The organism is Methylobacterium sp. AC433, from assembly GCF_979253015.1.
Map to the genome: position 1 here is coordinate 430,146 of NZ_CEEDBN010000003.1, position 23,501 is coordinate 453,646.

23 protein-coding genes are annotated in these 23,501 nt (G+C 69.1%); 13 read left to right on the top strand and 10 right to left on the bottom strand.

Translation table 11 applies throughout. From position 1 onward, the window contains the following. Positions 1-34: 34 nt before the first annotated feature. The 3 genes from moaB to AC0IWM_RS08035 all read right to left on the bottom strand — a co-directional run bounded on the left by moaB (position 35) and on the right by AC0IWM_RS08035 (position 2,578). On the bottom strand, positions 35-592 hold the full coding sequence (gene moaB / locus AC0IWM_RS08025) for a molybdenum cofactor biosynthesis protein B (RefSeq protein WP_471754145.1): 558 nt from the start codon (positions 590-592) through the stop codon (positions 35-37). A gap of 86 nt (positions 593-678) precedes the next feature. Continuing rightward, positions 679-1,587: a KPN_02809 family neutral zinc metallopeptidase gene (gene ypfJ / locus AC0IWM_RS08030; RefSeq protein WP_471754065.1), complete on the bottom strand. Its 909-nt coding sequence runs from the start codon at positions 1,585-1,587 to the stop codon at positions 679-681. A 94-nt stretch (positions 1,588-1,681) separates the two neighbouring features. Further along, positions 1,682-2,578 carry a uracil-DNA glycosylase gene (locus AC0IWM_RS08035; protein WP_471754067.1) on the bottom strand — a complete coding sequence of 299 codons (897 nt, stop codon included), beginning with the start codon at positions 2,576-2,578 and terminating at the stop codon, positions 1,682-1,684. 214 nt (positions 2,579-2,792) lie between these two features. Here AC0IWM_RS08035 and AC0IWM_RS08040 point away from each other — a divergent pair, with 214 nt between their 5' ends. The 4 genes from AC0IWM_RS08040 (at position 2,793) to AC0IWM_RS08055 (ending at position 9,201) form a co-directional block, all read left to right on the top strand. Next, complete coding sequence (locus AC0IWM_RS08040) at positions 2,793-4,454, top strand: electron transfer flavoprotein-ubiquinone oxidoreductase (RefSeq protein ID WP_471754069.1); 1,662 nt, start codon at positions 2,793-2,795, stop codon at positions 4,452-4,454. A gap of 166 nt (positions 4,455-4,620) precedes the next feature. Further along, positions 4,621-6,474 carry a tetratricopeptide repeat protein gene (locus tag AC0IWM_RS08045; protein WP_471754147.1) on the top strand — a complete coding sequence of 618 codons (1,854 nt, stop codon included), beginning with the start codon at positions 4,621-4,623 and terminating at the stop codon, positions 6,472-6,474. A gap of 81 nt (positions 6,475-6,555) precedes the next feature. Then, entirely contained in the window at positions 6,556-7,431 is an 876-nt protein-coding gene (locus tag AC0IWM_RS08050; protein ID WP_471754071.1) for a 4-(cytidine 5'-diphospho)-2-C-methyl-D-erythritol kinase, read from the top strand. 117 nt (positions 7,432-7,548) lie between these two features. After that, positions 7,549-9,201, top strand: coding sequence for a putative bifunctional diguanylate cyclase/phosphodiesterase (locus AC0IWM_RS08055; protein WP_471754073.1), 1,653 nt, complete (start codon positions 7,549-7,551; stop codon positions 9,199-9,201). 24 nt (positions 9,202-9,225) lie between these two features. Here AC0IWM_RS08055 and AC0IWM_RS08060 read toward each other — a convergent pair whose 3' ends face one another. Next, positions 9,226-10,245 carry a polyprenyl synthetase family protein gene (locus tag AC0IWM_RS08060; RefSeq protein ID WP_471754075.1) on the bottom strand — a complete coding sequence of 340 codons (1,020 nt, stop codon included), beginning with the start codon at positions 10,243-10,245 and terminating at the stop codon, positions 9,226-9,228. A 156-nt stretch (positions 10,246-10,401) separates the two neighbouring features. On the opposite strand from AC0IWM_RS08060, the gene AC0IWM_RS08065 reads away from it, so the two are divergent. Together AC0IWM_RS08065 and AC0IWM_RS08070 are read left to right on the top strand one after the other, a co-directional pair. Next, positions 10,402-10,626 (top strand): putative signal transducing protein, encoded by a 225-nt coding sequence (locus AC0IWM_RS08065; protein ID WP_471754077.1) that lies wholly within the window; start codon positions 10,402-10,404, stop codon positions 10,624-10,626. Beyond that, on the top strand, positions 10,619-11,389 hold the full coding sequence (locus AC0IWM_RS08070) for a tRNA1(Val) (adenine(37)-N6)-methyltransferase (RefSeq protein ID WP_471754079.1): 771 nt from the start codon (positions 10,619-10,621) through the stop codon (positions 11,387-11,389). Before AC0IWM_RS08065 ends, AC0IWM_RS08070 begins: the two co-directional genes overlap by 8 nt. A gap of 10 nt (positions 11,390-11,399) precedes the next feature. On the opposite strand, the gene AC0IWM_RS08075 is transcribed toward AC0IWM_RS08070, so the two are convergent. Continuing rightward, positions 11,400-11,714, bottom strand: a complete 315-nt coding sequence (locus AC0IWM_RS08075) for a hypothetical protein (RefSeq protein ID WP_471754081.1) — start codon at positions 11,712-11,714, stop codon at positions 11,400-11,402. A 196-nt stretch (positions 11,715-11,910) separates the two neighbouring features. Here AC0IWM_RS08075 and AC0IWM_RS08080 point away from each other — a divergent pair, with 196 nt between their 5' ends. Next, positions 11,911-12,765: a S49 family peptidase gene (locus AC0IWM_RS08080; protein WP_471754083.1), complete on the top strand. Its 855-nt coding sequence runs from the start codon at positions 11,911-11,913 to the stop codon at positions 12,763-12,765. Between the two features lie 4 nt (positions 12,766-12,769). Here the strand turns inward: AC0IWM_RS08080 and AC0IWM_RS08085 are convergent, their stop codons facing one another. Beyond that, positions 12,770-13,009, bottom strand: a complete 240-nt coding sequence (locus tag AC0IWM_RS08085) for a hypothetical protein (RefSeq protein WP_471754085.1) — start codon at positions 13,007-13,009, stop codon at positions 12,770-12,772. A 212-nt stretch (positions 13,010-13,221) separates the two neighbouring features. Here AC0IWM_RS08085 and AC0IWM_RS08090 point away from each other — a divergent pair, with 212 nt between their 5' ends. Beyond that, positions 13,222-14,151 carry a glycine--tRNA ligase subunit alpha gene (locus AC0IWM_RS08090; RefSeq protein WP_471754087.1) on the top strand — a complete coding sequence of 310 codons (930 nt, stop codon included), beginning with the start codon at positions 13,222-13,224 and terminating at the stop codon, positions 14,149-14,151. A gap of 61 nt (positions 14,152-14,212) precedes the next feature. After that, positions 14,213-16,345, top strand: a complete 2,133-nt coding sequence (gene glyS, locus AC0IWM_RS08095; protein WP_471754090.1) for a glycine--tRNA ligase subunit beta — start codon at positions 14,213-14,215, stop codon at positions 16,343-16,345. Between the two features lie 19 nt (positions 16,346-16,364). Here the strand turns inward: glyS and AC0IWM_RS08100 are convergent, their stop codons facing one another. Further along, a complete protein-coding gene (locus tag AC0IWM_RS08100; protein ID WP_471754092.1) occupies positions 16,365-16,796 on the bottom strand; it encodes a winged helix-turn-helix transcriptional regulator in 432 nt (143 codons plus the stop codon). 107 nt (positions 16,797-16,903) lie between these two features. Between AC0IWM_RS08100 and AC0IWM_RS08105 the strand changes: the two genes are divergently transcribed. Next, positions 16,904-17,782 carry an SDR family oxidoreductase gene (locus tag AC0IWM_RS08105; RefSeq protein WP_471754094.1) on the top strand — a complete coding sequence of 293 codons (879 nt, stop codon included), beginning with the start codon at positions 16,904-16,906 and terminating at the stop codon, positions 17,780-17,782. Positions 17,783-17,923: 141 nt separating this feature from the next. After that, on the top strand, positions 17,924-18,163 hold the full coding sequence (locus tag AC0IWM_RS08110) for a hypothetical protein (RefSeq protein ID WP_056475593.1): 240 nt from the start codon (positions 17,924-17,926) through the stop codon (positions 18,161-18,163). A gap of 67 nt (positions 18,164-18,230) precedes the next feature. Here AC0IWM_RS08110 and AC0IWM_RS08115 read toward each other — a convergent pair whose 3' ends face one another. Together AC0IWM_RS08115 and AC0IWM_RS08120 are read right to left on the bottom strand one after the other, a co-directional pair. Next, positions 18,231-18,725 carry a GNAT family N-acetyltransferase gene (locus AC0IWM_RS08115; RefSeq protein WP_471754096.1) on the bottom strand — a complete coding sequence of 165 codons (495 nt, stop codon included), beginning with the start codon at positions 18,723-18,725 and terminating at the stop codon, positions 18,231-18,233. Next, on the bottom strand, positions 18,722-20,296 hold the full coding sequence (locus AC0IWM_RS08120; protein ID WP_471754098.1) for a glucan biosynthesis protein G: 1,575 nt from the start codon (positions 20,294-20,296) through the stop codon (positions 18,722-18,724). The genes AC0IWM_RS08115 and AC0IWM_RS08120 overlap by 4 nt, the downstream gene beginning before the upstream one ends. Positions 20,297-20,970: 674 nt before the next feature. Between AC0IWM_RS08120 and AC0IWM_RS08125 the strand changes: the two genes are divergently transcribed. Further along, a complete protein-coding gene (locus tag AC0IWM_RS08125; protein ID WP_471754100.1) occupies positions 20,971-22,137 on the top strand; it encodes a type III PLP-dependent enzyme in 1,167 nt (388 codons plus the stop codon). Positions 22,138-22,285: 148 nt separating this feature from the next. Beyond that, entirely contained in the window at positions 22,286-22,858 is a 573-nt protein-coding gene (locus AC0IWM_RS08130) for a GNAT family N-acetyltransferase (protein WP_471754102.1), read from the top strand. Between the two features lie 24 nt (positions 22,859-22,882). Here AC0IWM_RS08130 and AC0IWM_RS08135 read toward each other — a convergent pair whose 3' ends face one another. Next, positions 22,883-23,059: a hypothetical protein gene (locus AC0IWM_RS08135; protein ID WP_200930074.1), complete on the bottom strand. Its 177-nt coding sequence runs from the start codon at positions 23,057-23,059 to the stop codon at positions 22,883-22,885. Positions 23,060-23,501: the final 442 nt, after the last annotated feature.

Consider the following 23,501-nt stretch of genomic DNA (forward strand, 5'->3'; position numbering starts at 1 on the left):
CGAGCCGCCTGCGCGGCCCAGCGATTTGCTCGTTCTAGACCGTGAGCGAAGCGCCACGCCGCAGGTGCTCGTCGAGGCGGGGCATGATCTCGACGAAGTTGCAGGGACGGTGGCGGTAGTCGAGCTGAGCCGAGAGGATGCCGTCCCAGGCATCGCGGCAGGCGCCGGGCGAGCCGGGCAGCACGAAGATGTAGGTCGCGTTGGCGACACCCGCCGTGGCGCGCGACTGCAGCGTCGAGGTTCCGATCTTGTCGTAGGAGATTCGGTGGAAGACCGCCGAGAAGCCGTCCATCCGCTTCTCGAACAGCGGCTCGATCGCCTCCGGGGTGACGTCGCGCCCCGTGAAACCGGTGCCGCCGGTGGTGACGATCACGTCGACGGTCGGGTCCCGGCTCCAGGCCTCCACCTGCTCACGGATCGCCGCAACCTCGTCCGGCACGATCGCGCGCGCCGCCAGGGTGTGGCCAGCCGCCGCGAGGCGCTCCACGAGGGTGTCGCCCGAGCGATCGTCCTCCGCGCTGCGGGTGTCCGAGACCGTGAGGATTGCGATGGCCAGCGGGATGAAGTTGCGGGTCTTGTCCGATGCGACCATCATCACTTCCCTTCATCCTGAGCGCCGGCGGAAACGGGGCGACGGTATCCCAAACCTCCACCGCCCGACAGCGCGTCGGCCGCGCCTCAGTTACGCGCGGCCCGGAACGTGTCGCAGGATTTGGTCTGGCCGCTGCGGTAGCCCGTCATGAACCAGCGCATCCGCTGTTCGGAAGAACCGTGCGTGAAGGAATCCGGCACGGCATAGCCCTGTGACTGCTTCTGGAGCTTGTCGTCGCCGATGGCGCTGGCGGCCTGCATCGCCTCTTCGATGTCGCCCTGTTCCAGCGAATTGTACTTGTCGTTGGAGTTCTTGGCCCAGACGCCCGCGAGGCAATCCGCCATCAGCTCGATGCGTACGGAGAGCTGATTCGCCTCCGTCTTGCTCCCAGCGGCCTGCTGGCGACCCTGGACCTTGCCGAGGATGCCGAGTTCGTCCTGAACGTGGTGGCCGACCTCGTGCGCGATGACGTAGGCGTAGGCGAAATCGCCCTTCACGCCAAACTTCTGTTCCATCTCCTTGAAGAAGGATGTGTCGAGATAGACCTTCTTGTCGATCGGGCAGTAGAACGGCCCCATGGCGGCCTGGGCCGAACCGCAGCCGCTGCGGGTGCCGCCCGTGTAGAGCACCATCGCGGTCGGGCGGTACTGGCGCCCGGTCTGGTTCGGCAGGACCTCCTTCCAGACGTCCTCGGTGTTGCCGAGGATCGCGGCGGCGAAGCGGCCGCTCTCGTCGGTGGGCTTGGTCTTGCGCTGGGTCTGCGTCTGCGGATCGACCTGTTCCTGGCGCGAGCGCCCGCCCCCGGACATCTGCTCGGCCCCGCCGATCAGGATGGCGGGATTGATGCCGGTGACCCAGCCGATGATGCAGAGGATGACGATGGTGCCGATGCCCAGTCCGCCCGCACCGCCGCCGGGGAAGCTGAAACCGCCGCCGCCGCCCTCGCCGCGCCGATCCTCGACATTGTCCGAAGAGCGGAAATCTTCCCAGCGCATGATCTCGTTACACCCTGTCCAGACACGCGGGACCATACACGGCCGCGTGAAGTAAGTCGCAGGCGCGGGGTACGGTTCCGCTTGGGCGCAGGCCCTAGACGGCTCCGGCCTTCCCGTCGAGAGCCGCGCGCAAGGTTCGGAAGTCGCGCCAGGCGAGGCGCTTCTGCAGGGGCTGGCGCAGCAGGTAGGCCGGATGGAGTGTCGCCAGGGCACGGATCTCGCGACTTCCCACCCGATAGGGATAGAAGCGGCCGCGCGCCTTCAAGATACCGTCCTTGGTGCCGGTGATCGCCTGGGTCGCCGGGCTGCCGAGGCAGACGATGAGGTCCGGATCGGCGAGCTCGATCTGCCGCTCGATAAACGGCTTGCAGATCGAGACCTCCTGCGGGGTCGGGTTGCGGTTGCCCGGCGGTCGCCACGGCACGATGTTGGTGACGTAGGCGTTGCTGCGGTCCAGTCCGATCGCCGCCATCATCCGGTCGAGGAGCTTGCCCGAGCGGCCCATGAAGGGCTTACCGACGCGGTCCTCGTCGGCACCCGGCGCCTCGCCGATGAACATCAGCTTCGCGGCCGGATTGCCATCGGCGAAGACGAGGTTCTTGGCGGTGAACTTGAGGGGGCAGCCGTCGAAGCCGGCGAGCAGCGCCTCCAGTTCCTCCAGGGTCTGAACGTCCTTGGCCCGCGCCCGGGCGTCGCCCGCCGCCTCGCCGGGCCTCGCCGAGGCCGATTGCCCGTAGGTCCGGGCGGGCGGCGGCGCCGGTCCGCGCGGGGGCAGTTCGGTGCGGAAGGTTTCGTCGGCAGGAGGACGGACCCGATCGAGAGCCTGCCGCTCAAGGACCGGACGTCTCGGAGCGGCTCGCGCCGGCTCCGGCGCGTCGATCTCGGCGAAGCGGTCATGGGGCGCCTCGTCGAGGAACAGGTCGAGCCCGGCCTCGACGTGGAAGTCGAGGTTCGCGATCAGGTCCGGCTGTCGGTCGTCACCCTGGCTCATGCTCTGTGATGTGGCGCCTCAGCGACCTGTGGACAACGGGGCGTGCGACGTCACGCACCACCTTTTGCCCCGCGCGACATCGTCACCACCCGTGGTCCAGGACCAGTGAGACGCTTGCGTTCGCAGGTTGGAATGGGTTGAGAGAGATCCTCAAACATGGGATCGCACGACCGAGGCGCCCGCGGAAAGCGGATGCACGACAGGAGGATGACGGATGGCGCTGCCCGAACGCGAGGCGATGGAGTTCGACGTGGTGATCGTGGGCGCCGGCCCGGCCGGGCTCGCGACCGCCATCCGCCTCAAGCAATTGGCGCCCGACGTCAGCATCGTGGTGGTGGAGAAGGGCTCCGAGGTCGGTGCCCACATCCTGTCCGGCGCGGTGATCGACCCGTCCGGCCTCGACGCCCTGCTCCCCGGCTGGCGACAGGACGAGGCACGCCCGCTGAAGACGGCGGTCGAACGCGACGAGTTCATGTTCCTCACCAAGAACAGCGGCGTGACCATGCCGAACCTGTTCTTCCCCAAGCTGATGTCGAACCACGGCAACTTCGTCGGTTCGCTCTCCAACGTCACCAAGTATCTCGGCGCCAAGGCCGAGGAGCTCGGCGTGGAAATTTATCCGGGCTTCCCGGCCTCCGAGGTGCTCTACGACGAGGCCGGCGCCGTGGCCGGAGTCGCCACGGGCGATCTCGGCATCGGCAAGGCCGGCGAGCCGCGCGACGACTACACCCGCGGGATGGAGCTTCGCGCGAAGTACACGGTCTTCGGCGAGGGCGCGCGGGGATCGCTGACGAAGACGCTGATCGACCGTTTCAAGCTGAACGCCCACAGCGACCACCAGAAGTACGGCCTCGGCGTCAAGGAACTCTGGCAGCTCGCCCCCGACAAGTTCCAGGCCGGCCTGGTGCAGCACACCATGGGCTGGCCGCTGCCGAACAAGGCCGGCGGCGGCTCCTGGCTCTATCACTTCGACGACGGCCTGCTCTCGGTCGGCTTCGTCACGCACCTGAACTACGAGAACCCGACCCTGTCGCCGTTCGAGGAGTTCCAGCGCTTCAAGACCCACCCGATGATCCGCGAGACCTTCGAGGGAGCCAAGCGCATTGGCTACGGCGCCCGCGCCATCATGGAGGGCGGCTGGCAGTCCGTCCCGAAGCTCGTCTTCCCCGGCGGCTGCCTCGTCGGCGATTCCGCCGGCTTCGTGAACGTGCCGCGCATCAAGGGCTCGCACAACGCGGTGCTCTCCGGCATGCAGGCGGCCGAGGCCCTGGCCCAGGCGCTCGAATCCGGTCGCCAGGGAGACGAGCTCGTGACCTACGAGAACGGCTGGCGCGACAGCGCCATCGGTCAGGATCTGAAGCGTGTCCGCAACGTCAAGCCGCTCTGGTCGAGATACGGCACCCTGATCGGTGTCGGCCTCGGCGGCCTCGACATGTGGTCGAACACGATCCTGGAGGCCTCGCCCTTCGGTACCCTCAAGCACGGCAAGCCGGACCATGCCACGCTGAAGCCGCTCAAGGACGTCAAGCCGATCGTCTACCCGAAGCCGGACGGCAAGCTGACCTTCGACCGACTCTCCTCGGTCTACCTGTCGAACACCAACCACGAGGAGGACCAGCCGGCCCACCTCAAGGTCCGGAACCTAGAGCTGCAGAAAGCGTCCGAGCACGACGTCTATGGCGGACCGTCGGCGCGCTACTGTCCGGCGGGCGTCTACGAATGGGTCGAGGATGCCGGCGCCGGCGACGGCGTCCGCTACCAGATCAACGCGCAGAATTGCGTCCACTGCAAGACCTGCGACATCAAGGATCCGAACCAGAACATCAACTGGGAGACGCCGGAAGGCCCGGGCGGACCGAACTATCCGAACATGTGAAGCGGGGCCGGGGACCGTCCCGTTCACGGATGGATGAGACGGGATGGCGGGCGCGAGACGCCGCCATCCTTATGCCTTGCGAGGATGGCGGTTAGAGTCCAGTGTCCCGCCCCAATCGAGCCCGGCCGCCGAGGCGGCCGGTGCGCAGGAGCCGCGATCGGTGCCCATGAACGGAAACGCCAAAACCAGCCGGACCGGCCGCCGGGTCCTCTCGGCCCTCGCCGTCTGCCTCGCGGGTTCGCCGGCAGCCTACGCGGCCCAGCCACGGGAATCCGCTCCGATCTCCGAATACGAGCCGGCGGAATCGCTGGAGGGCAATTTCCTCTCCGCCTACATCGCCGGTGCCTCCAAGGACACGGCCGCCGCCGCGAGCTACTACCGCGAAGCGGTGAAGGCCGACCCGCGCAATGCCGAGCTCCTGGAGCGCGCCTTCGTGTCGCTGCTCGCCGACGGCTCGCTCCCGGATGCCTTCCGGGCCGCCGAGCGCCTGACCTCCCGCGACGGCTCGAACGGCCTCGCGCAGCTCGCCCTCGGCGTGCGCCAGATCAAGGCCGGGCAGTTCGCCCAGGCGCGCCAGAACTTCGCCCGCAGCGGTCGCGGTGCGGCCGCCGACCTGACCGGCACCCTGCTCACCGCCTGGGCCTTCGCCGGGGCCAATGACGGCAAGCGCGCTCTGGAGACCATCAACAAGCTCAAGGGCGAGCGCTACTACAACACCTTCCGCGACTTCCATGCCGGGCTGACCGCCAGCCTCGTGGGCGATCAGGCGGAAGCCGAGCGTCGCCTCAAGGCCGCCTACGACGCCGACCGCAACACCTTGCGCATCGTCGACGCCTATGCGCGCTTCGAGGCCCAGGCCGGGCGCACCGACCTGGCGATCCAGGCCTATACCGAATTCGACAAGCTGCTGCCGCGCCATCCCATCGTGCGCGATGCCCTGACGAAGCTGAAGGAAGGCAAGCCCCTCAGCCGGCTCGTGAATTCGGCCCAGGAGGGGGCCGGCGAGGTCCTGTACGGGCTCGGCTCGGCCGGATCCACCCAGGGCGACGAGCTGCCGGCGGTGGTCTACCTGCGCCTCGCCCTCTACCTCGCGCCCGAGCACGCCCTCGCCCGGCTGACCCTGGCCGACATCCTCGACCGGATGAAGCAGACCGAGCGGGCCAACGAGGCTTATTCCCAGATCCCCACCACGTCGCCCCTGCGCCTCAACGCCGACGTCCAGGTCGGGCTCAATCTGGAGCAGATGGGCAAGGGTGACGAGGCCATCGCCCATCTCGATGCCGCCATGAAGGCGCATCCGGACGACATCGACATCATCACGGCCCTCGGCAACGTCCAGCGCTCGCGCAAGAAGTACGAGGAAGCGGCCGAGACCTACAGCCGCGCCATCGCGCTGATCGGCGACAAGCCCGCGTCGAACTACTGGACGACGTTCTACTTCCGCGGCACCGCCTACGAGCGCGCCAAGCAGTGGCCCAAGGCCGAGGCCGACCTGAAGAAGGCCCTGGAGCTGGTGCCCGCGAGCCAGCCCGGCGCCCGGGCCCAGGTGCTAAACTACTTGGCCTATTCCTGGGTCGACCAGAACATGAACATCGACGAGGCCTTCACGATGCTGAAGCAGGCCGTCGATGCCGCGCCGCGCGACGGCATGATCATCGATAGCCTGGGCTGGGCCTATTTCCGCCTCGGCCGCTGGGACGATGCCGTGCGCGAGCTCGAGAAGGCGATCGAGTTGAAGCCCGGCGACCCGACGATCAACGACCACCTCGGCGACGCCTACTGGCGTGCCGGGCGCCGCCTGGAGGGTAAGTTCCAGTGGCAGCACGCCAAGGACCTGAACCCCGAGCCGGACGATCTCGAGAAGATCAACGCCAAGCTCAAGGACGGCCTGCCCGAGCTCGACAAGCCCTCGGCCACCGCCGAGAGTCCCCCCGAGAACAAGGTTAACCCGGAACTGCCGAAGGGGGCACCGGCCCCGAACGAGCCTCCGGGCGCCGCCGACAAGAAGAGCGGCGGCTGACCGCGCCGGAGGCTTGACGGGACGCGCATCGCGGGGTCAGACCGGCTCCGCGATTGCCCGACCCCTCAGCACCGAGTGTCCGTGTCCCTCCTCGTCACCCGCGCTCCGGCGAAGATCAACCTCACCCTCCACGTCCTGGGCCGCCGGCCCGGCGACGGCTACCATGAGCTCGAGAGCCTCGTGGTCTTTACCGGATCCGGCGACACGCTCACGCTGAAGCCGGGGCCGGATCTGGCGCTCACCGTGTCCGGCCCGACGGCCGGCCCGGCCGGCCCCCTCGATGACAACCTCGTCATTCGCGCCGCACGCCACCTCGCCCACCTGCGGCCGGGCCTGCGGCACGGCGCCTTTCATCTGGTGAAGCGACTCCCGGTGGCCGCGGGCATCGGGGGCGGCTCGTCGGATGCCGCCGCGGCCCTTCGGCTCCTCGGCCGCCTGAACGATCTCCCTCCCGACCATCCCGACCTCGTGGCTTCCGCCCGCGCCACCGGCGCCGACGTTCCGGTCTGCCTCGTGCCGCGTGCGCGGATGATGTGCGGTGCCGGCGAGGCTGTCGGCCCGGCCCTGGACATGACGCCGATCCCGGCCGTCCTCGTCAATCCAGGCGTCCCCGTCGAGACGGCACCGGTCTTCCGAGCCCTCGGCCTCACGGTCGGTGAGCGCCATGGCACGGACAGGCACCCCATCATCGCCCGCGGACTCTCGGCGGAGCGGCTGTTGGAGGCGATCACCCCTGCCCGCAACGACCTCGAAGCGCCGGCTCGCAGCATCGCCCCCGTGATCGACGTCGCCCTCGACGCCTTGCGCGCCGCCGCCGGATGCCGGCTCGCACGGATGTCGGGCTCGGGCGCCACCGTGTTCGGTCTGTTCGGGCATCGCTCGGAAGCGGCGTTGGCGGCGCACCGTCTCGCGCGAGATCATCCAGCCTGGTGGGTCAGCGCAGCCATTTTGCGCTAAGCTTTCGTCCGAACGGTCGGACAGCAACTTTCCGTGCATCGCCGCCGAGTCGACGCGTAAATTTTACGCTCGATCAAGATTCGAGTCGGCAGGGTCGCCCGATGCGCGGAGCGATGTATGCCTGACCAGAAAAACAATTCATGGGGAGAGGGCGAGCTTCGCGAACTCCTCTGCCTGATGATGATCGGATGCTGCGTCTGGATCGTCGGCACGCGCCTCGGACTCTTCACTCTGCTGATCGATGCGACGCGAACCCATGAGCTTCAGGACCTCCTGATGCTGACCCTCTGCATGAGCCTGGGCCTCGTCGCCGCCGCCATACGCAAATCGTTCAAGCTGCGCCGGGCGATGCGGGACCGGGACGGCGCCGAGGCCCAAGCCGATTCGGTGGCGCGCCACGATGCCATGACGGGCCTGGCCAACAGGCGGCTGTTTCGCGAATCCCTCGAGGCCCGGATCCGGACGACGACGGGCGTTCCGCTCGTTGCCGTCATGCTGATCGATCTCGACCGCTTCAAGCCGGTGAACGACGTGCATGGGCACGCGGCGGGCGATGCCGTCCTGTGCGTGATCGCCGACCGCCTGCGCGCCCTGGCACCGACCGGCAGCCTCGTCGCCCGCCTCGGCGGCGACGAGTTCGCCATCCTCCTCGATCATGACGGCGATCCGGAAAGCCTCGCCCGGCTCGCCCAGGCGATCATTGCGTCGGTCTCGCAGCCGATCGCCTGGACCCAGAGCCGACTCAAGATCGGCGCCACGATCGGGATCGCGACGGCGACCGAGGAGAGCCGCACCGCCGAAGCCCTTCTGCACGCCGCCGATGTCGCCATGTACCAGGGCAAGCGAGACGGCCGCGGCACGTTCCGCTTCTTCCATCTCGACATGGGGCACGCCCTCAAGGCGCGGGCCACGCTGGAAGGCGAATTGCGGGTCGGCATCGACCGCGGCGAGATCGAGCCGTTCTACCAGCCCGTGGTCGCCCTGCCGGGGCGCGAGCTCATCGGCTTCGAGGTTCTGGCCCGCTGGAACCATCCGCGCCTCGGAATACTCAGCCCGGCGGAGTTCATCACGCTGGCGGAGGAGACCGGTCTGATCGGCGACCTGACCTGGTCGTTGATGCGCCGGGCGTGTCGCGATGCCCGTGCCTGGCCGCCCCATCTCCAGTTGGCGATCAACATCTCGCCGCTCCAGCTGCGCGACCCGCATTTGCCGGAGCAGATCCTCGGCATTCTGAACGAGGCCGGCTTCGCTCCCGGCCGCCTGGAGATCGAGATCACCGAGACGGCCCTGGTGAACGACCTCGAAGCGGCCCGCACCGCGTTGAAGGCGCTGCAGACGTTCGGGGTCCGCATCGCCCTGGACGATTTCGGGACCGGGTATTCCAGCCTCTACCACTTGCGTGAGTTGCAGTTCGACAAGCTGAAGATCGATCGCAGCTACGTCGAATCGATGCGGCTGAGCAGCGAGCGCGCCAAGCTCGTCGACGCCATCATCGCTCTCGGTTCGAGCCTTGGGCTCCTGACCACCGCCGAGGGCATCGAGAGCGGGACCAGCGTCGACTGGCTGGCCGGGCAGGGCTGCACCTATGGGCAGGGGTACCTGTTCGGAAAGCCCATGGACAAGGCGACAACCGACGGGCTGCTCAGGCTCTGGTCCGATGACACCGGCCGGATCGTGATCGCCCCCTCCCAGGCAGAGGCGTCCGAACTGGCCACGCGTAACCTTCCAGGCCTCGCACTCCCGACTGTCGGTCGCCGGGCGGCCGCCTGACGGCGACCGGAGTGGCACAGGCGTTCAATGCGCCCGGGCGATGCAGAAATCGACGACCTGGAGCAGCGCATTCTTCATCGGGCTGGCCGGAAACGCCTTCAGGGCGTCCCGGGCCCGATCGCCGTAGAGTCGGGCGCGAGCCATCGTCTCTTCGAGGGCACCGTGCCGCCGCAGGATGGCGCGCGCGGTATCGAGATCGGGCTCAGTGACCTCGCCGAGCTCGAGGGTGCGCTTCCAGAACCCACGTTCGCTGCCCGTGGCGCGCCGTACCGCCAGGACGATGGGGAGCGTGATCTTGCCCTCCCGGAAATCGTCGCCGACGTTCTTCCCCAGGGTGTCGCTGGTGCCTCCGTAGTCGAGCACGTCGTCGATGAGCTGGAAGGCGATGCCGAGGTTCATGCCGTAGGCCCGGCAGGCGGCCTGCTCAGCCTCGCCGCGCTCGGCGAGGACGGGACCGACCTCGCAGGCGGCGGCGAACAGCTCGGCGGTCTTGGCACTGATGACCGCGAGGTACTCGTCCTCGCTCGTCTCGGTGTTCTTGGCCGCGGTGAGCTGCATCACCTCGCCTTCGGCGATGATGGTGGCGGCCGCGGACAGGATGTCGAGGGCCTTCAGGGACCCGACCTCGACCATCATGCGGAAGGCTTGGCCGAGGAGGAAGTCGCCGACGAGGACGCTTGCCTCGTTGCCCCACTTGATGCGGGCCGCGACCTTGCCGCGCCGCATGTCGCTGCCATCGACCACGTCGTCGTGCAGGAGCGTCGCGGTGTGCATGAACTCGACGCTGGCCGCGAGCTTCACAGCGCCGTCGCCAGCGTAGTGGCACAGGTCCGCCGTCGCCAGGGTCAGGATCGGCCGGAGGCGCTTCCCGCCCGAGGAGATGAGATGGTTGGCCACCTCCGGAATCATCTGGACGTCGGATCCGGTGCGGGACAGGATCGTCGCGTTGACGCGCTCCATTCCGCCGGACACCAAGGCAACGAGGTCGGCCAGGCTCGCCTCCGGATCGGGGCTGCTCTCATCGATCGGAACTACGACGCCCAAGACCTTGAGGCCTCCCGCTTCCCTACGCGAACCCGGCGCGGCCTGATCGACCGCGTCCGTGACACCCCATCGCATGCGCCCGGTGGCGCTGCAACACGCACCATGCCGCAAGGTATACCGCGCGGTGGCGCACGGAATGACGTCGGGGAGAGGTGTATGACCGAGCTGATACGTAGCAACGATGTCGTCCTGATCGGCTTCGCCCAGTCGATCCTTGAGGCCGCCGCCATCCCGGCTCTGGTCGCCGACCAGCATATGAGCTTGCTCGAAGGCTCCATCGGCGCCTTTGCGCGACGACTTCTGGTGCCCCACGACCAAGCGATGCAGGCCCGCCGCGTCCTCACGGATGCGGGCCTCGCCCATGAGCTGCGCGATGCCTGAAGGTCTCCCGGACCTCTGGCTCGGCGGACGGCTCCGCCTCCATCAGCCCCCGCGTGGCGCACACCGGGCCGGAACCGACGCTGTGCTGCTGGCCGGCCTCATCGCACCCGGTCCCGGCGAGGTCGTCTGCGACGTCGGCGCGGCGAGCGGGGCGGTCGGCCTCGCCGTCGCGCTCCGCAGTCCCGGCTGCCGCGCGGTGCTGGTGGAGCGCGAACCGGAGCTCGCCGACCTCGCCCGCCGAAACGCGGAGGAGAACGGTCTCGCCGCACGCGCGACGATCATTGCGGCGGATGTGCTGGCGCCCGCGGCGCGACGGCATGCCGCCGGCCTGCTCCCCGGCCTCGCCGACCTCCTCCTCACCAATCCGCCGTTCTTCGAGCCGGGTCGGCACAGGACCTCACCCATCGCGGCCAAGGCGAGCGCCCATGACTTGGCGGAAGGCGGGCTCGATGCCTGGCTGCGGGCCTGCGTCGACCTGTTGCGCCCGCACGGGCGCCTGGGCCTGATCCATCGGGCCGATCACCTGCCCGCTTGCCTCGACTCCCTCACCGGGCGGTTCGGCGCGGTGGCGGTCCGGCCCGTCCATGCGCGGCGCGATCAGCCGGCGATCCGCATCCTCGTCAGCGCGGTGAAGGGAAGCCGCGCACCGTTCCGGCTCCTGCCGCCCGTGATCCTGCACGACGAGACCGGGCAATTCACCCCCGATGTCGCGGCCCTCAACGAGGGCCGCGGCTGGATCGGCGCGGCGGCCGATCCGGCCTGAGGGGCAGTCCTCAGTAGAAGGTCCGCAGCCGATAGGGACGATGCCAGACATGATGGCGATGGCCCCAGCCATGGTGGTGGCGCCAGTGGTGACGATGGTGGCGGTGCCAATGGCGACGGTGATGCCAATGGTGGCGATGGTGCCAATGGCGGCGGTGATGCCAGTGGCGCCGGTGTCCGTGCCAGCGCGCCTGCGCCACCAGCGGCGCCTGTGCTGCGGCCTCGATCCCGGCCACCGGCAGCGGCGCCGCGTTCGCAATCGCTCCGAAGCCCATCGCCCCGGCCAGCATCCCCAATGCGAGGACCATCCAACGCATCACGCGCATGGTCGTGTCTCCCTTGCTGCTGCATGGGCCGTCCGCGACGCCCATCCGCCGCCAAGGTTCGGCGGCGTGAGGCGACAACGACGACGCTGGCAAAATGGTTCGTCCCGCCCCAACTCAGCGCTCGGAACGGCCGGCCCGGTCGTCTCCGGTCGGCGCGTGAGTGACGCCGCTCCCCTCCAGCCCGAGTCGCGACAGCATGCCACTTTCCCTGCCGGGTCCCCTGCGCGCGCTGCTGCCAAGACGCTGGCGCCGGGAAGTGCCGCGCGTCGCCGTCCTGCGCCTCAGTGGGGCGATCGGTGCGGTGTCGCCGTTCCGCGCCGGACTCTCCATCGGCGGCCTGGCGAGCAGCCTGGAGCGGGCCTTCTCGACGCCCGGTATCGTCGCGGTGGCGCTGGTCATCAACTCGCCCGGTGGCGCGCCGGCGCAGTCGCACCTGATCCACCGGCGCATCCGCGCCCTGGCGGACGAGAAGAATCTCCCCGTCCTCGCCTTCGTGGAGGATGTGGCGGCGTCGGGTGGATACATGATCGCCTGTGCGGCCGACGAGATCATCGCCGACCCGATGTCCCTGGTCGGATCGATCGGTGTCGTCTCGGCGGGATTCGGCTTCGATCGTCTGATCGAGCGGATCGGAATCGACCGCCGTGTCCATACCCAGGGCGAGGCGAAGGGGATGCTCGACCCGTTCCGGCCGGAAGACCCCGCCGACGTTGCCCGCCTCAAGGCGATCCAGGCCGACGTGCAGGCCCTGTTCACCGCCCTCGTCGGCTCGCGTCGTCCGAAGCTCGCGCCGAAAGGCGAGGATCTCTTCACCGGGGCGGTCTGGACCGGCCAGCAGGCGCTACCGCTCGGCCTCGTCGATGGTCTGGGCGATGCGCGCTCGACCCTGCGGGCACGCTATGGCGAGAAAGTCGACTTCGTCTTCATTGCTGAGAAGAAGGGCTCGCTCGTCGCGCGACTGCTGCGGCGCTCGGCGCCGGGCAGCAGCGTCGCGGGCGAAGTCATGGCGGCGATCGAGGATCGTGCCGCCTTCGCCCGCTACGGCTTGTAGAGCCTCAGCGCTTGCAGGCCTCGGTGCCGTAGCCGGCATAGACCACGCGGACCTTGCGGGTACAGGTCTCGGCCGCGGAAGGCGCCGGCACTGCCGCGACCTCGATCGGCGTCACGGCGGCCGGCATCGTCACGGTGTCCGAATATTCGGCCGTGGCGAGAGCGTTCGACGCCGAGATCACCATCGGCGTGGCGACCAGGGATGCGGCGACGAGAGCGGCGAAGACTGTGAAAGACGAGCGCATGACGCGACGATCCAAATTGTCGACCGCCCTTGAGGGCGACGAGAACCCCTTGATTGCCTGATAAACTTGGCAGCAAGCGAGACCGTTCCACCGCTATGACGAATCGTGGCGGAATTGTGTGTCCCAGCGCACGCCCGCCGGGCCGCGCCGTCGCTTGACACGCGGGAGCCGCCTCTTAAACGCTGGCCGCCCACCCACGGACCGGATTTTCCATGTCGAGCGCCGTCGATCTCGCGCCCAAAACCTCGTTCCAGGGCCTGATCCTGACCCTGCAGCGCTTCTGGGCGGCGCAGGGCTGCGTGATCCTGCAGCCCTACGACATGGAGGTCGGTGCCGGCACCTTTCATCCGGCCACCACCCTGCGGGCGCTCGGCCCGAAGCCCTGGAAGGCCGCCTATGTCCAGCCCTCCAGACGCCCGAAGGACGGACGCTACGGCGAGAATCCGAACCGGCTCCAGCACTATTACCAGTTCCAGGTCATCCTGAAGCCGAACCCGCCCAACCTGCAGGAACTCTATCTCGCTTCCCTCGACGCCATCGGTGTCGATCTCAAGCTGCACGACATCCGCTTCGTCGAGGACGATTGGGAGAGCCCGACCCTGGGCGCCTGGGGCCTCGGCTGGGAATGCTGGTGCGACGGCATGGAGGTGAGCCAGTTCACCTACTTCCAGCAGGTCGCCGGCTTCGAATGCTCCCCCGTCGCGGGCGAGCTCACCTATGGCCTGGAGCGGCTGGCCATGTACGTGCAGGGTGTGGAGAACGTCTACGACCTGAACTTCAACGGCGGCACCGGCGAGGAGCGCGTCTCCTACGGCGACGTCTTCCTGCAGTCCGAGCAGGAATATTCCCGCCACAACTTCGAGGCCGCCGACACCGCGATGCTGTTCCGCCAGTTCACCGACGCGGAAAAGGCCTGCCGGACCTACCTCGACGCCGGCGCGCCGGAGGACGAGACCGGCCGGCACCGGATGGCCCAGCCGGCCTACGACCAGTGCATCAAGGCGAGCCACGTCTTCAACCTGCTCGACGCCCGCGGCGTCATCTCGGTGACCGAGCGCCAGAGCTACATCCTGCGGGTGCGCGAACTCGCGAAGGCGTGCGGGGCGGCGTACCTACGGACGGCGGGGGGCGGCGCGGCCTGATCCGCGTCGCCGACCGCGCCTCGCCACCCCGAACACCCTTTTCCGGACGCCGCCTGATCCCATGCCCGACCTCCTCCTCGAACTTCGCTCCGAAGAGATTCCCGCCCGCATGCAGCGGCGCGCGGCCGACGACCTGAAGAAGCTCGTCACCGACGCGCTGGTGGAGCGCGGGTTCCTCTACGAGGGCGCAAAGGCCTTCGCGACGCCGCGCCGCCTGGCCCTGCACGTGGCCGGCCTTCCGCCGCGCGGGCAGGACGTGCGCGAGGAGCGCAAAGGTCCCCGCGTGGGGGCACCGGAGGGGGCGGTCCAGGGCTTCCTGAAGAGTGCGGGGCTCGCGAGCCTCGACGAGGCGACCATCGTGACGGACCCCAAGAAGGGCGAGTTCTACGTGGCGGTGATCGAGCGCCCCGGCCGCGAGACCCTCGACGTGCTCGCCGAGATCCTGCCGCAGATCATCCGCAGCTTCCCGTGGCCGAAATCGATGCGCTGGGGCAATGCCTCGGCGCAGCCGGGCGCCTTGCGGTGGGTGCGCCCGCTGCAATCCATCGTCGCCACCTTCGGCCCTGAGACCGAGACGCCCGACGTGGTGCCGTTCGCGGTCGACGGCATCGTGGCCGGCACGACCACCTACGGCCACCGCTTCCTGGCGCCGGAGGCCATCGAGGTCCGCCGCTTCGACGATTACGTCCAGGCCCTGGAGCGGGCGAAGGTCGTGCTCGACGTGGAGCGGCGCAAGGACATCATCCTGCACGACGCCCGAGACCTCGCCTTCGCGCGCGGCCTCGAACTCGTGGAGGACGAGGGTCTGCTGGAGGAGGTCGCCGGCCTCGTCGAATGGCCCGTGGTGCTGCTGGGCTCCTTCGACGAAGCCTTCCTCGACATCCCGGCCGAAGCGATCCGCGCCACCATCCGGGCCAACCAGAAGTGCTTCGTCCTGCGCCAGGCCGGTACCGACACCCTGGCGCCGGCCTTCGTCCTGACCTCGAACCTCATCGCCAGCGACGGCGGCCTCGCCATCACCGCCGGCAACGAGCGCGTGGTGCGGGCACGCCTGTCGGACGCCAAGTTCTTCTGGGAGACCGACAAGGCGATCCGCCTGGAGGACCGTCTGCCGAAGCTCGACACCATCGTGTTCCATGAGAAGCTCGGCACGCAGGGGGAGCGGGTGCAGCGCATCGCGGCCCTGGCCCGCGAGCTCGCGCCCCTGGTCGGCGCCGACCCGGATCAGGCCGAACGTGCGGCGACGCTCGCCAAGGCCGACCTCGTCACCGAGATGGTCGGCGAGTTTCCCGAACTCCAAGGCCTGATGGGGCGCAAATACGCGGCGCTGCAGGGCGAGCCGCAGAGCGTCGCCGCGGCGGTCGAGGACCATTACAAGCCGGTCGGCCCCTCCGACCGGGTGCCCACCGATCCCGTCGCGGTGGCCGTGGCGCTCGCCGACAAGTTCGACACCCTCGTGGGGTTCTGGTCCATCGACGAGAAGCCGACGGGCAGCAAGGACCCCTACGCCCTGCGCCGCGCAGCGCTCGGAGTGATCCGGCTGCTGATCGAGAACACCGTCAAGCTGTCGCTGCTTCGCGACGGCTATCAGGCCGCCGCCGACGGCCATGCGAACTACGGCGGCACGGCGAACGCCGAGGGGAGCGCCGGGGACGCGGACGCTGCGAGCCTCCTCGCGTTCTTCGCCGACCGCCTGAAGGTCTACCTGCGCGACAAGGGCGCCCGCCACGACCTCATCGACGCCGTCTTCGCCCTACCCGGCCAGGACGATCTGCTGATGGTGGTCCGGCGCGTGGAGGCCCTGGGCACCTTCCTCGAGACGGACGACGGCAAGAATCTGCTGGCCGGGTACAAGCGTGCCGCCAACATCCTGCGCATCGAGGAGAAGAAGGACGGCCGCGCTTACGATGCGGCGCCGGACGCGGCCCTGGCCGGACGCGGCGAACCCGAGGAGCGCGCGCTCGCGGAGGCCCTGGCGGCGGCGCGCCAGACCGCATCGGCGGCGGTGGCGGCGGAGGATTTCTCCGGTGCCATGCAGGCGCTCTCGACGCTGCGCGCGCCGGTGGATGCGTTTTTCGAGCGGGTCACGGTGAACGCCGAGGACCTCGCCCTGCGCCAGAACCGCCTCGCCCTGCTCAACGCCCTTCGGGCAGCGACCCGGGAGGTCGCCGACTTCTCGCGTATCGAGGGCTGAGCGCCCGCCGCGGCGGGGCTCATGCCTCTGCGAGGAACCGCGTCCGGGCGGCGTGGATCGCGGGATGGTTGCGTTCGGCCCAGGCGACCAGCGCCGCCAAGGGAGCGAGCAGGGTCTCGCCCAGCGGGGTGAGGCTGTATTCCACGCTGGGTGGGCTCGTCGGGTAGACGCGGCGCGCCACCAGCCCATCGCGCTCCAGGTCTCGCAGGGATTGCGTCAGCATCCGCTTCGAGATGTCGGGAATCGCCCGCTGGATCGCCCCGAACCGGCGGGTGCCGCCAGCCAGAACGGCGATGATCAGCGTGGTCCACTTGTCCCCGAGGTGATCCAGCACATCGCGGACCGGGCAATGATGCGGGTCGAGTCCGAGGTCCTGCCAAACCGCGAACCGCTCGGCGAGGCCCGTTTCGGCCGGCAGGGGTGCGGGGGCGGACACGATGGATCCGGCCATGGTGGGTTCCCTCCGGGTAACCTGGGATCGAAAACCTGCCGCCTTACGGGGCAATCCGGTCTCTTTTACAGACCTCGTGTCGATTCAGAACCACGAGAGGTCGAGACATGTCCGAGACCACGTCCCCGAAGCTCTTCGTCACCGGCGCGAGCGGGCAGCTCGGGCGCCTCGTCGTCGCGGCGCTCCTTCGCCGGGTGCCGGCGGCGCGGATCGTTGCCGGGGTTCGCGACACCGAGGCACAAGCGGCGCAGGCTCTGCGCGCCCAGGGTGTCGAGGTGCGCTCCGCCGACTACGCACGCCCCGGGATCCTGGCGAAGGCCTTCGCAGGCATCGACCGACTGCTGCTGATTTCCTCCAGCGAGGTCGGCCAGCGCGTGTCCCAGCATCGCAACGTCATTAAGGCGGCTGGCCAAGCCGGCGTCGAGCTCATCGCCTATACGAGCCTGCTGCACGCGGACACCTCGCCCCTCGGCCTCGCCGAGGAGCATCGCGCCACGGAGGCGATCCTGGCGCAATCCGGCATGCCGACCGTGATCCTGCGCAACGGCTGGTACACCGAGAACCACACGGCCTCCCTGCCGCAGACCCTCGCCCACGGAATCATGCTCGGCAGCGCCGGCGCGGGTCGGATCGCCGGTGCGGCGCGCGCCGATTACGCGCAGGCTGCGGCGGCCGTGCTGACCGCCGAGATGCCGGTCGGGCGCATCTACGAACTGGCGGGGGACGAGGCCTACACCCTCGCCGACGTCGCGAGCGAAGCCGCCCGCGCCTCCGGCCGCCCCGTCCGCTACCAGGACCTGCCGCCCGCGGAATACCGGGCGGCGCTCGTCGGCGCGGGACTCCCGGACGGAGTCGCGAGCCTCCTGGCGGATTCCGATGCGGGCGCCGCCCGCGGTGCCCTGTTCGACGACGGCCACGACCTGCGCACGCTGATCGGCCGGCCGACGACTCCCCTGGCGACCGTCGTCGCCGGGGCCCTCAAGTGAGGTCTTCGCGGAGCCGCTGCAGCATTTCCAGTCGCTAAAACCTGGGGTGCGGGAGGATTCGGAAGTTTCGAACAGGATGAAGCGGAACGGTTTCGCTCGGGTCGCCGTTGGGGCAGCAGATTTTTCTGAAGGGAGATGTACATGCGCAACCCCATCATCGCCGCCTTAACCCTGGCAACGCTGTTCGGCGCTTCGGCCGTGCAGGCCGAGACCACGGTCATCCGCCGCGATGCGCCGGATACCGTCGTCGTCGACCGCCCCTCCACCGAGAGCCGCACGGTCGAGCGCCGCGAGTCCAGCGACGGTTGCTCCTCGAAGACGGTGACCAAGGAGAACGAGCTCGGCGACCGCAAGACGGTCACCAAGGAGAGCTGCGACTGAACCAGCCATCCGCTTTCGGATGTCTGCGACGCCCGCTCCGGTCCTGCCGGGGCGGGCTTTTCGTTGGTCAGAGCGTCTTCACGTAGCGCCAGGCTTCCATCCCGTCCTCATAGTAGTCCGGGATGACGGCGAAGCGCGTGTAGCCCCGCCGTTCGTAGAGGCGGATGCCGGCGCCGTTATCGGCACGGACCTCGAGGCGCAGGCGGATGCAGCCATGGGCCCGCGCATCCGCTTCGGCCGCATCGAGGACGAGGCTGCCGAGGCCGAGCCCGGACCGGGCCGGCGAGACGGCGATGGAGGATAGGCGCGCGTTGCGGCTGCCCCGCCGGCGCTCCAGGGTCGCCGAGCCGACGAGGGTCGCCTGCCCCACCTCGTCGGGGGTGATCGCCACGAGGAGCGACATGCTCGGAGAGCGGATCGCGTGGCGGATCGCCCGCCGCTCGGCCCGGTCGCCCACGAAGGCGGCGTGTTCGAGGGCCACGAGCGCATCGAGATCGGCCGGGGTCGCGGGCCGGATCTTCACCGGCGGCGCCGAGGCCAGCTTGATCGAGGACGCACTCACTGTGCGGTCCAGGGATAGATCCAGGTCTCGGAAAGCGCGCGCCCGGACGCACGCAGGAAGAGCCGCAGGTCGGTCGACTGGCCCGGTGCCTCCAGCGTCACGTCGAGGGCGGCGCGGATGCCCTTGATGTGCGGGTTCGGCGCCACCGACGTCGTGGTGATGTGGCCGGCCGAGCTGCTGGCCACGACCTCCACCCGGCCCGGGTCGCCGAGGTAGTAGTCGAGGTCGCCGCCGGCGAAATCCACGAGAAAGCGCCGGGTCAGGCCCCCCTTGGCCTCCTCGGACTTGGCGGTGCCGCTCGCCACCGGAGCGACGCTGAAGGTGTTGACCACCCGTCCGCCGGGATGAAGCGCAGAGCCGCCCACGGCGCGGACCCGATAGGACAGGGTCACCGGGGTACCGGCCGGATAGGCGCTCGCCGGCCGCCAGCAGGCGACGATGTTGTCGTTGGTCTCCGTGTCGGTGGGCAGCTCCATCAGCGTCACCGCACCCTCGCCCCAGGCGCCGTCCGGCTCCACGAAGTAGCCCGGGCGGCGGTCATAGGACGCCTCGAGATCCTGGTAGGTCTCGAAATGCCGGTCGCGCTGCATCAGGCCGAAGCCCTTCGGGTCGCGGTCGGCGAAGGACGAGATACGGCGGTCGCGCGGGTTGTGCAGGGGCCGCCACAGCCACTCGCCGCTGCCCGCTGCCATCTGGAGCCCGTCGGAATCGTGCAGCTCCGGCCTGTAGTCGTCGGCGTGCCGGCGGTCGTTCTCGCCGATGAAGAACATCGATGTCAGGGGTGCGAGGCCCACCGTCGCGAGGTCGACCCGCGGGATCAGGGTCGCCCGCACCGCCACGCTGGTCTCCTCCCCCGGCGTCACCGTGAACTGATAGGCGCCGGTGAGCGAGGGGCCGTCGAGGAGCGCGTGGATCACCAGGGCGCCGTCGGCCTTCTCCGGAACGCCGACCCAGAACTCGCGGAAGACCGGAAACTCTTCCGGTCCGCCCTGTCCCTCGACATCGACGGCGATGCCCCGGGCCGAGAGTCCGTAGAGCTGATCGCGCCCGAGAAAGCGGTAGTAGCTGGCCCCCAGGAACACGATCAGTTCATCGAGAAGGTTCGGCTTGTTCAGCGGCGCGTGGATGCGCAGGCCGGCGAAGCCGAGATCGACCGGCAGGGCCTTGTCGAGCTTCGTCCGCCCCATGTCGTAGAGGCTCGACTGATAGGCGATCGGCGTCGCCACCCCGCCGCGCACCAGGTTCACCGTCACCGGGCGCGTATAGAGGAAGCCGAGATGGAAGAGCTGGAGCCGGAACGGGCTCCCCTCCCCGAGGAAGGCCTTGTCCGGCTTGAAGCGGATGTCGCGCCAGGCGTCGTAATCGAGCTTGGCGATCGGGGCCGGCAGTGCCGGAACGCGCGGGTCGTAGGCGACCTTCGCGAGATCCTGCGCCCGGCGCTCCACGTCGGCGAAGCCGAAGGGCGTGTCCGGCCGGCCGTCGCGGCGCTGGGCCCGGGCGTCGACCGTGGCCGCCAGCAGCGTCGTGGCGGCAAGTCCCTGGACGATACGGCGCCGGTTGGGTTCTGACATCGTCCTGCATTCCGGTGCGTCTGCGGAGAAAACCGTGCGCTTGATGACCCGTCCGCACCGGCTTGGGAAGGCCCCATTGCGAGCGCGGCTTCCGAGTCCGCGGCCTTTCTGCAACAGGCCGGGCAGCACGCCGGAAATCGGGCGGAAAATCGCTGTTTTCCCTTGTCGTTGGAACAGCCTGACCGTATATGCGCCTTGCCCAATTTCGCACGTGCCTGTGGCCGCGTGTCGGTTGGTGGGCATCCGGCCAACTGCCGGACAGCCGCCAGGGGTCTTAAAGGATCGATGGTCGACAGGGTGGATTCCCTCCGGCCGGCATCCAGGTGGTGACACCGGACCCCGACAACAACCGGCAGCCGGAGGCGAAACCGGCGAACCCCGCTCTCCACGGGGGACGCAGCTTAAAGCAACGACGAACGGGCTTTTTTGGTCTCGTCGGCCCTCCAAAGGCCGGCACCGAAGAGGCTTGTTTCTCTTTGCCCGGCGTGCGGTGGGGTCTCCCTTCCAATCCAAGGCAGCTTCCGGGTGCTCTGAGCCCGCGTTCGACGTCGTGTCTCCAAAGCACGCCGCGCGACGCGCCGCAGCGCCCCCAGACGCCGGACGGCATCCTGTCGTCCTGACATTCGACAGCGCGCCCCGCGAGGGCGCTCGCGAACCTGTGGGTTGGAACGACCATGACCGATCGTATCCGCGATTTCCTGCGCGCACGCCGCGACATGGGCCAGGACGAGGGCCCGGTGATGGTGCTCGACCTCGAGGTCGTGCGCGACAACTACACGGCCTTCGCGCGCGCGCTCCCCGACACCCGCGTGTTCTACGCCGTGAAGGCGAACCCGGCGCCGGAAGTGCTGCGCCTGCTCGCCGAGATGGGCTCCTGCTTCGACACGGCCTCCGTGGTCGAGGTTGAGATGGCGCTCGCGGCCGGCGCTACCGCCGACTGCGTCTCCTTCGGCAACACCATCAAGAAGGAGCGCTGCATCACCCGGGCGCTCAAGCTCGGCGTGCGCCTGTTCGCCGTCGACTGCGAGGCCGAGGTCGAGAAGATCGCCCGCGCCGCCGAGGCGGCCGGGGTCGAGGCGACCGACGTCCAGGTGTTCTGCCGCATCCTCTGCGACGGGGCCGGCGCCGAGTGGCCGCTCTCGCGGAAGTTCGGCTGCGTGCCAGAAATGGCCGTCGACGTGCTGGAGCATGCCTATCGCCAGGGCCTGACCGCCTACGGCGTCTCGTTCCACGTCGGCTCGCAGCAGGGCAACACCGGCGCCTGGGACGGCGCCCTCGCCTCCGCCGCGATGATCTTCGAGGAGTGTGCCCAGCGCGGCATCAGCCTTCAGATGGTCAATCTCGGCGGCGGATTTCCCACCAAGTACCTCAAGGCGGTGCCGGGCGTGGAATCCTACGGCGACGCGATCTTCCGCGCGCTCACCAAGCATTTCGGCAATCGCATGCCGGAAACCATCATCGAGCCGGGTCGCGGCATGGTCGGCAATGCCGGCATGATCGAGGCCGAGGTGGTGCTGGTGTCGAGGAAGTCCGACGCCGAGGACGAGGTGCGCTGGGTCTACCTCGACATCGGCAAGTTCGGTGGTCTGGCCGAGACCATGGACGAGTCGATCCGCTACGCGATCCGCACCGAGCACGACGAGGACCGGATGGCCCCCTGCGTTCTCGCCGGCCCGACCTGCGATTCGGCCGACGTGCTCTACGAGCGGGTGCCCTACCCGTTGCCCGTGTCGCTCTCGATCGGCGACAAGGTGCTGATCGAGGGCGCCGGCGCCTACACCACCACCTATGCGGCGGTGGCGTTCAACGGCTTCCCGCCCCTTCAGCAATACGTCATCTAAACCTCTTCGAGGTCATGACGCGGAGGCCGGGCGCTCTCGAGGAGGGCGCCCGGCGGTGAATGCTCCACATGCCCGCCCCGTGAGGTCCGGCTCGCGCCGGCCGCCGGATCGTCTCGTCGCCTGCCCAACGTTCGGGAAGGGTGCGGCCTTGGTCCAGATTCGTGATGAAGTCACCGGCGACGTCGTCGCCCGCGAGCACCTCCTCGACGCGTGCCTCGGCGAGGCGCGCCGCCTGAAGACGTCCGAGCGCCTGCGCGAGGGCCGCCTTCCGGCCGAGGGACTGGCGCTCACCGCCGAGCAGGACGGCCAGGTGGTCGGCACCTGCCGTCTCTGGCACGTAGAGGCGGGTCCGCGCCGCCCGGCCCTGTTGCTCGGGCCACTGGCCGTCGATCCGTCGACCCAGGGCCTCGGCCTCGGCTCGATCCTGATGCGGGCGGCCCTGCGCCGGGCGGAGAACCTCGGGCACGGCGCGGTGCTGCTGATGGGGGACGCGCCCTATTATGCGCGCTTCGGCTTCTCGGCCGGGCCCGCCGAGGGGCTGTTCATGCCCGGTCCGTTCGAGCGCGAGCGCTTCCTCGGCCTGGAATTGCGGCGGGGTGCTCTCGCCGGAGCGCGCGGTATCCTGCGGGCGGCGGATGCCTGGGATCAGCCGACACCCGTCCCGATGGTTTCGGACGCGCTGTGCGAGGCCGGCGCGGCGTCCCGACGACGGGTCGCCTGACGGGCGGCCTGGCGCAGCCGCCGCTCAGACGTTGGTGTGATGGTCCGCCTTGGCGGCGAGATCGCAGCGGCGCTGGAAGGCGGCATCGTGGCGGCGGCTGACGGCGCGGAACAGCGAGGCGGCCAGGGTGATGATGCCGGGATCGCGGTCGATCGGCTCGTCGACCGGGGCGGCGATGCGTGAGGTGATGAATGCGAGCATGGCAGAAGTCCGTGGCGTGAGGTGACGGACGCTTCCTCTCGGGGTCGCTCTTGTCGTGTTCTGTTGCAGTGCAATATCGCCATCGCGACTCCGCCCTGCAACGCACTGGAACGGGACGTTGCCCTGCGTGCAGGGCATGCAAAGCTTCAATCTTCCGTAAACCTTCGTTCCAGGCGCAGAACGCCTGGCGCATGCCCGGCACGCGAGGCTGCGGTTGACCGACGGGGCCGCAAAGGTCACTGACCCCGTCGCTTGTTCGTCATTTTCGGCGCCTAAGGCATGCGGTCGCCGTGCGATGACCACGATACGCGTTTGAGAAGGATGTTACGCCCATGACCGAAGCCGCTCCCTCCTGGCCCGTCCACGGCCGCATCACCGGCCCCATCGTGATGATCGGCTTCGGCTCCATCGGGCGCGGCACGCTCCCGCTGATCGAGCGGCA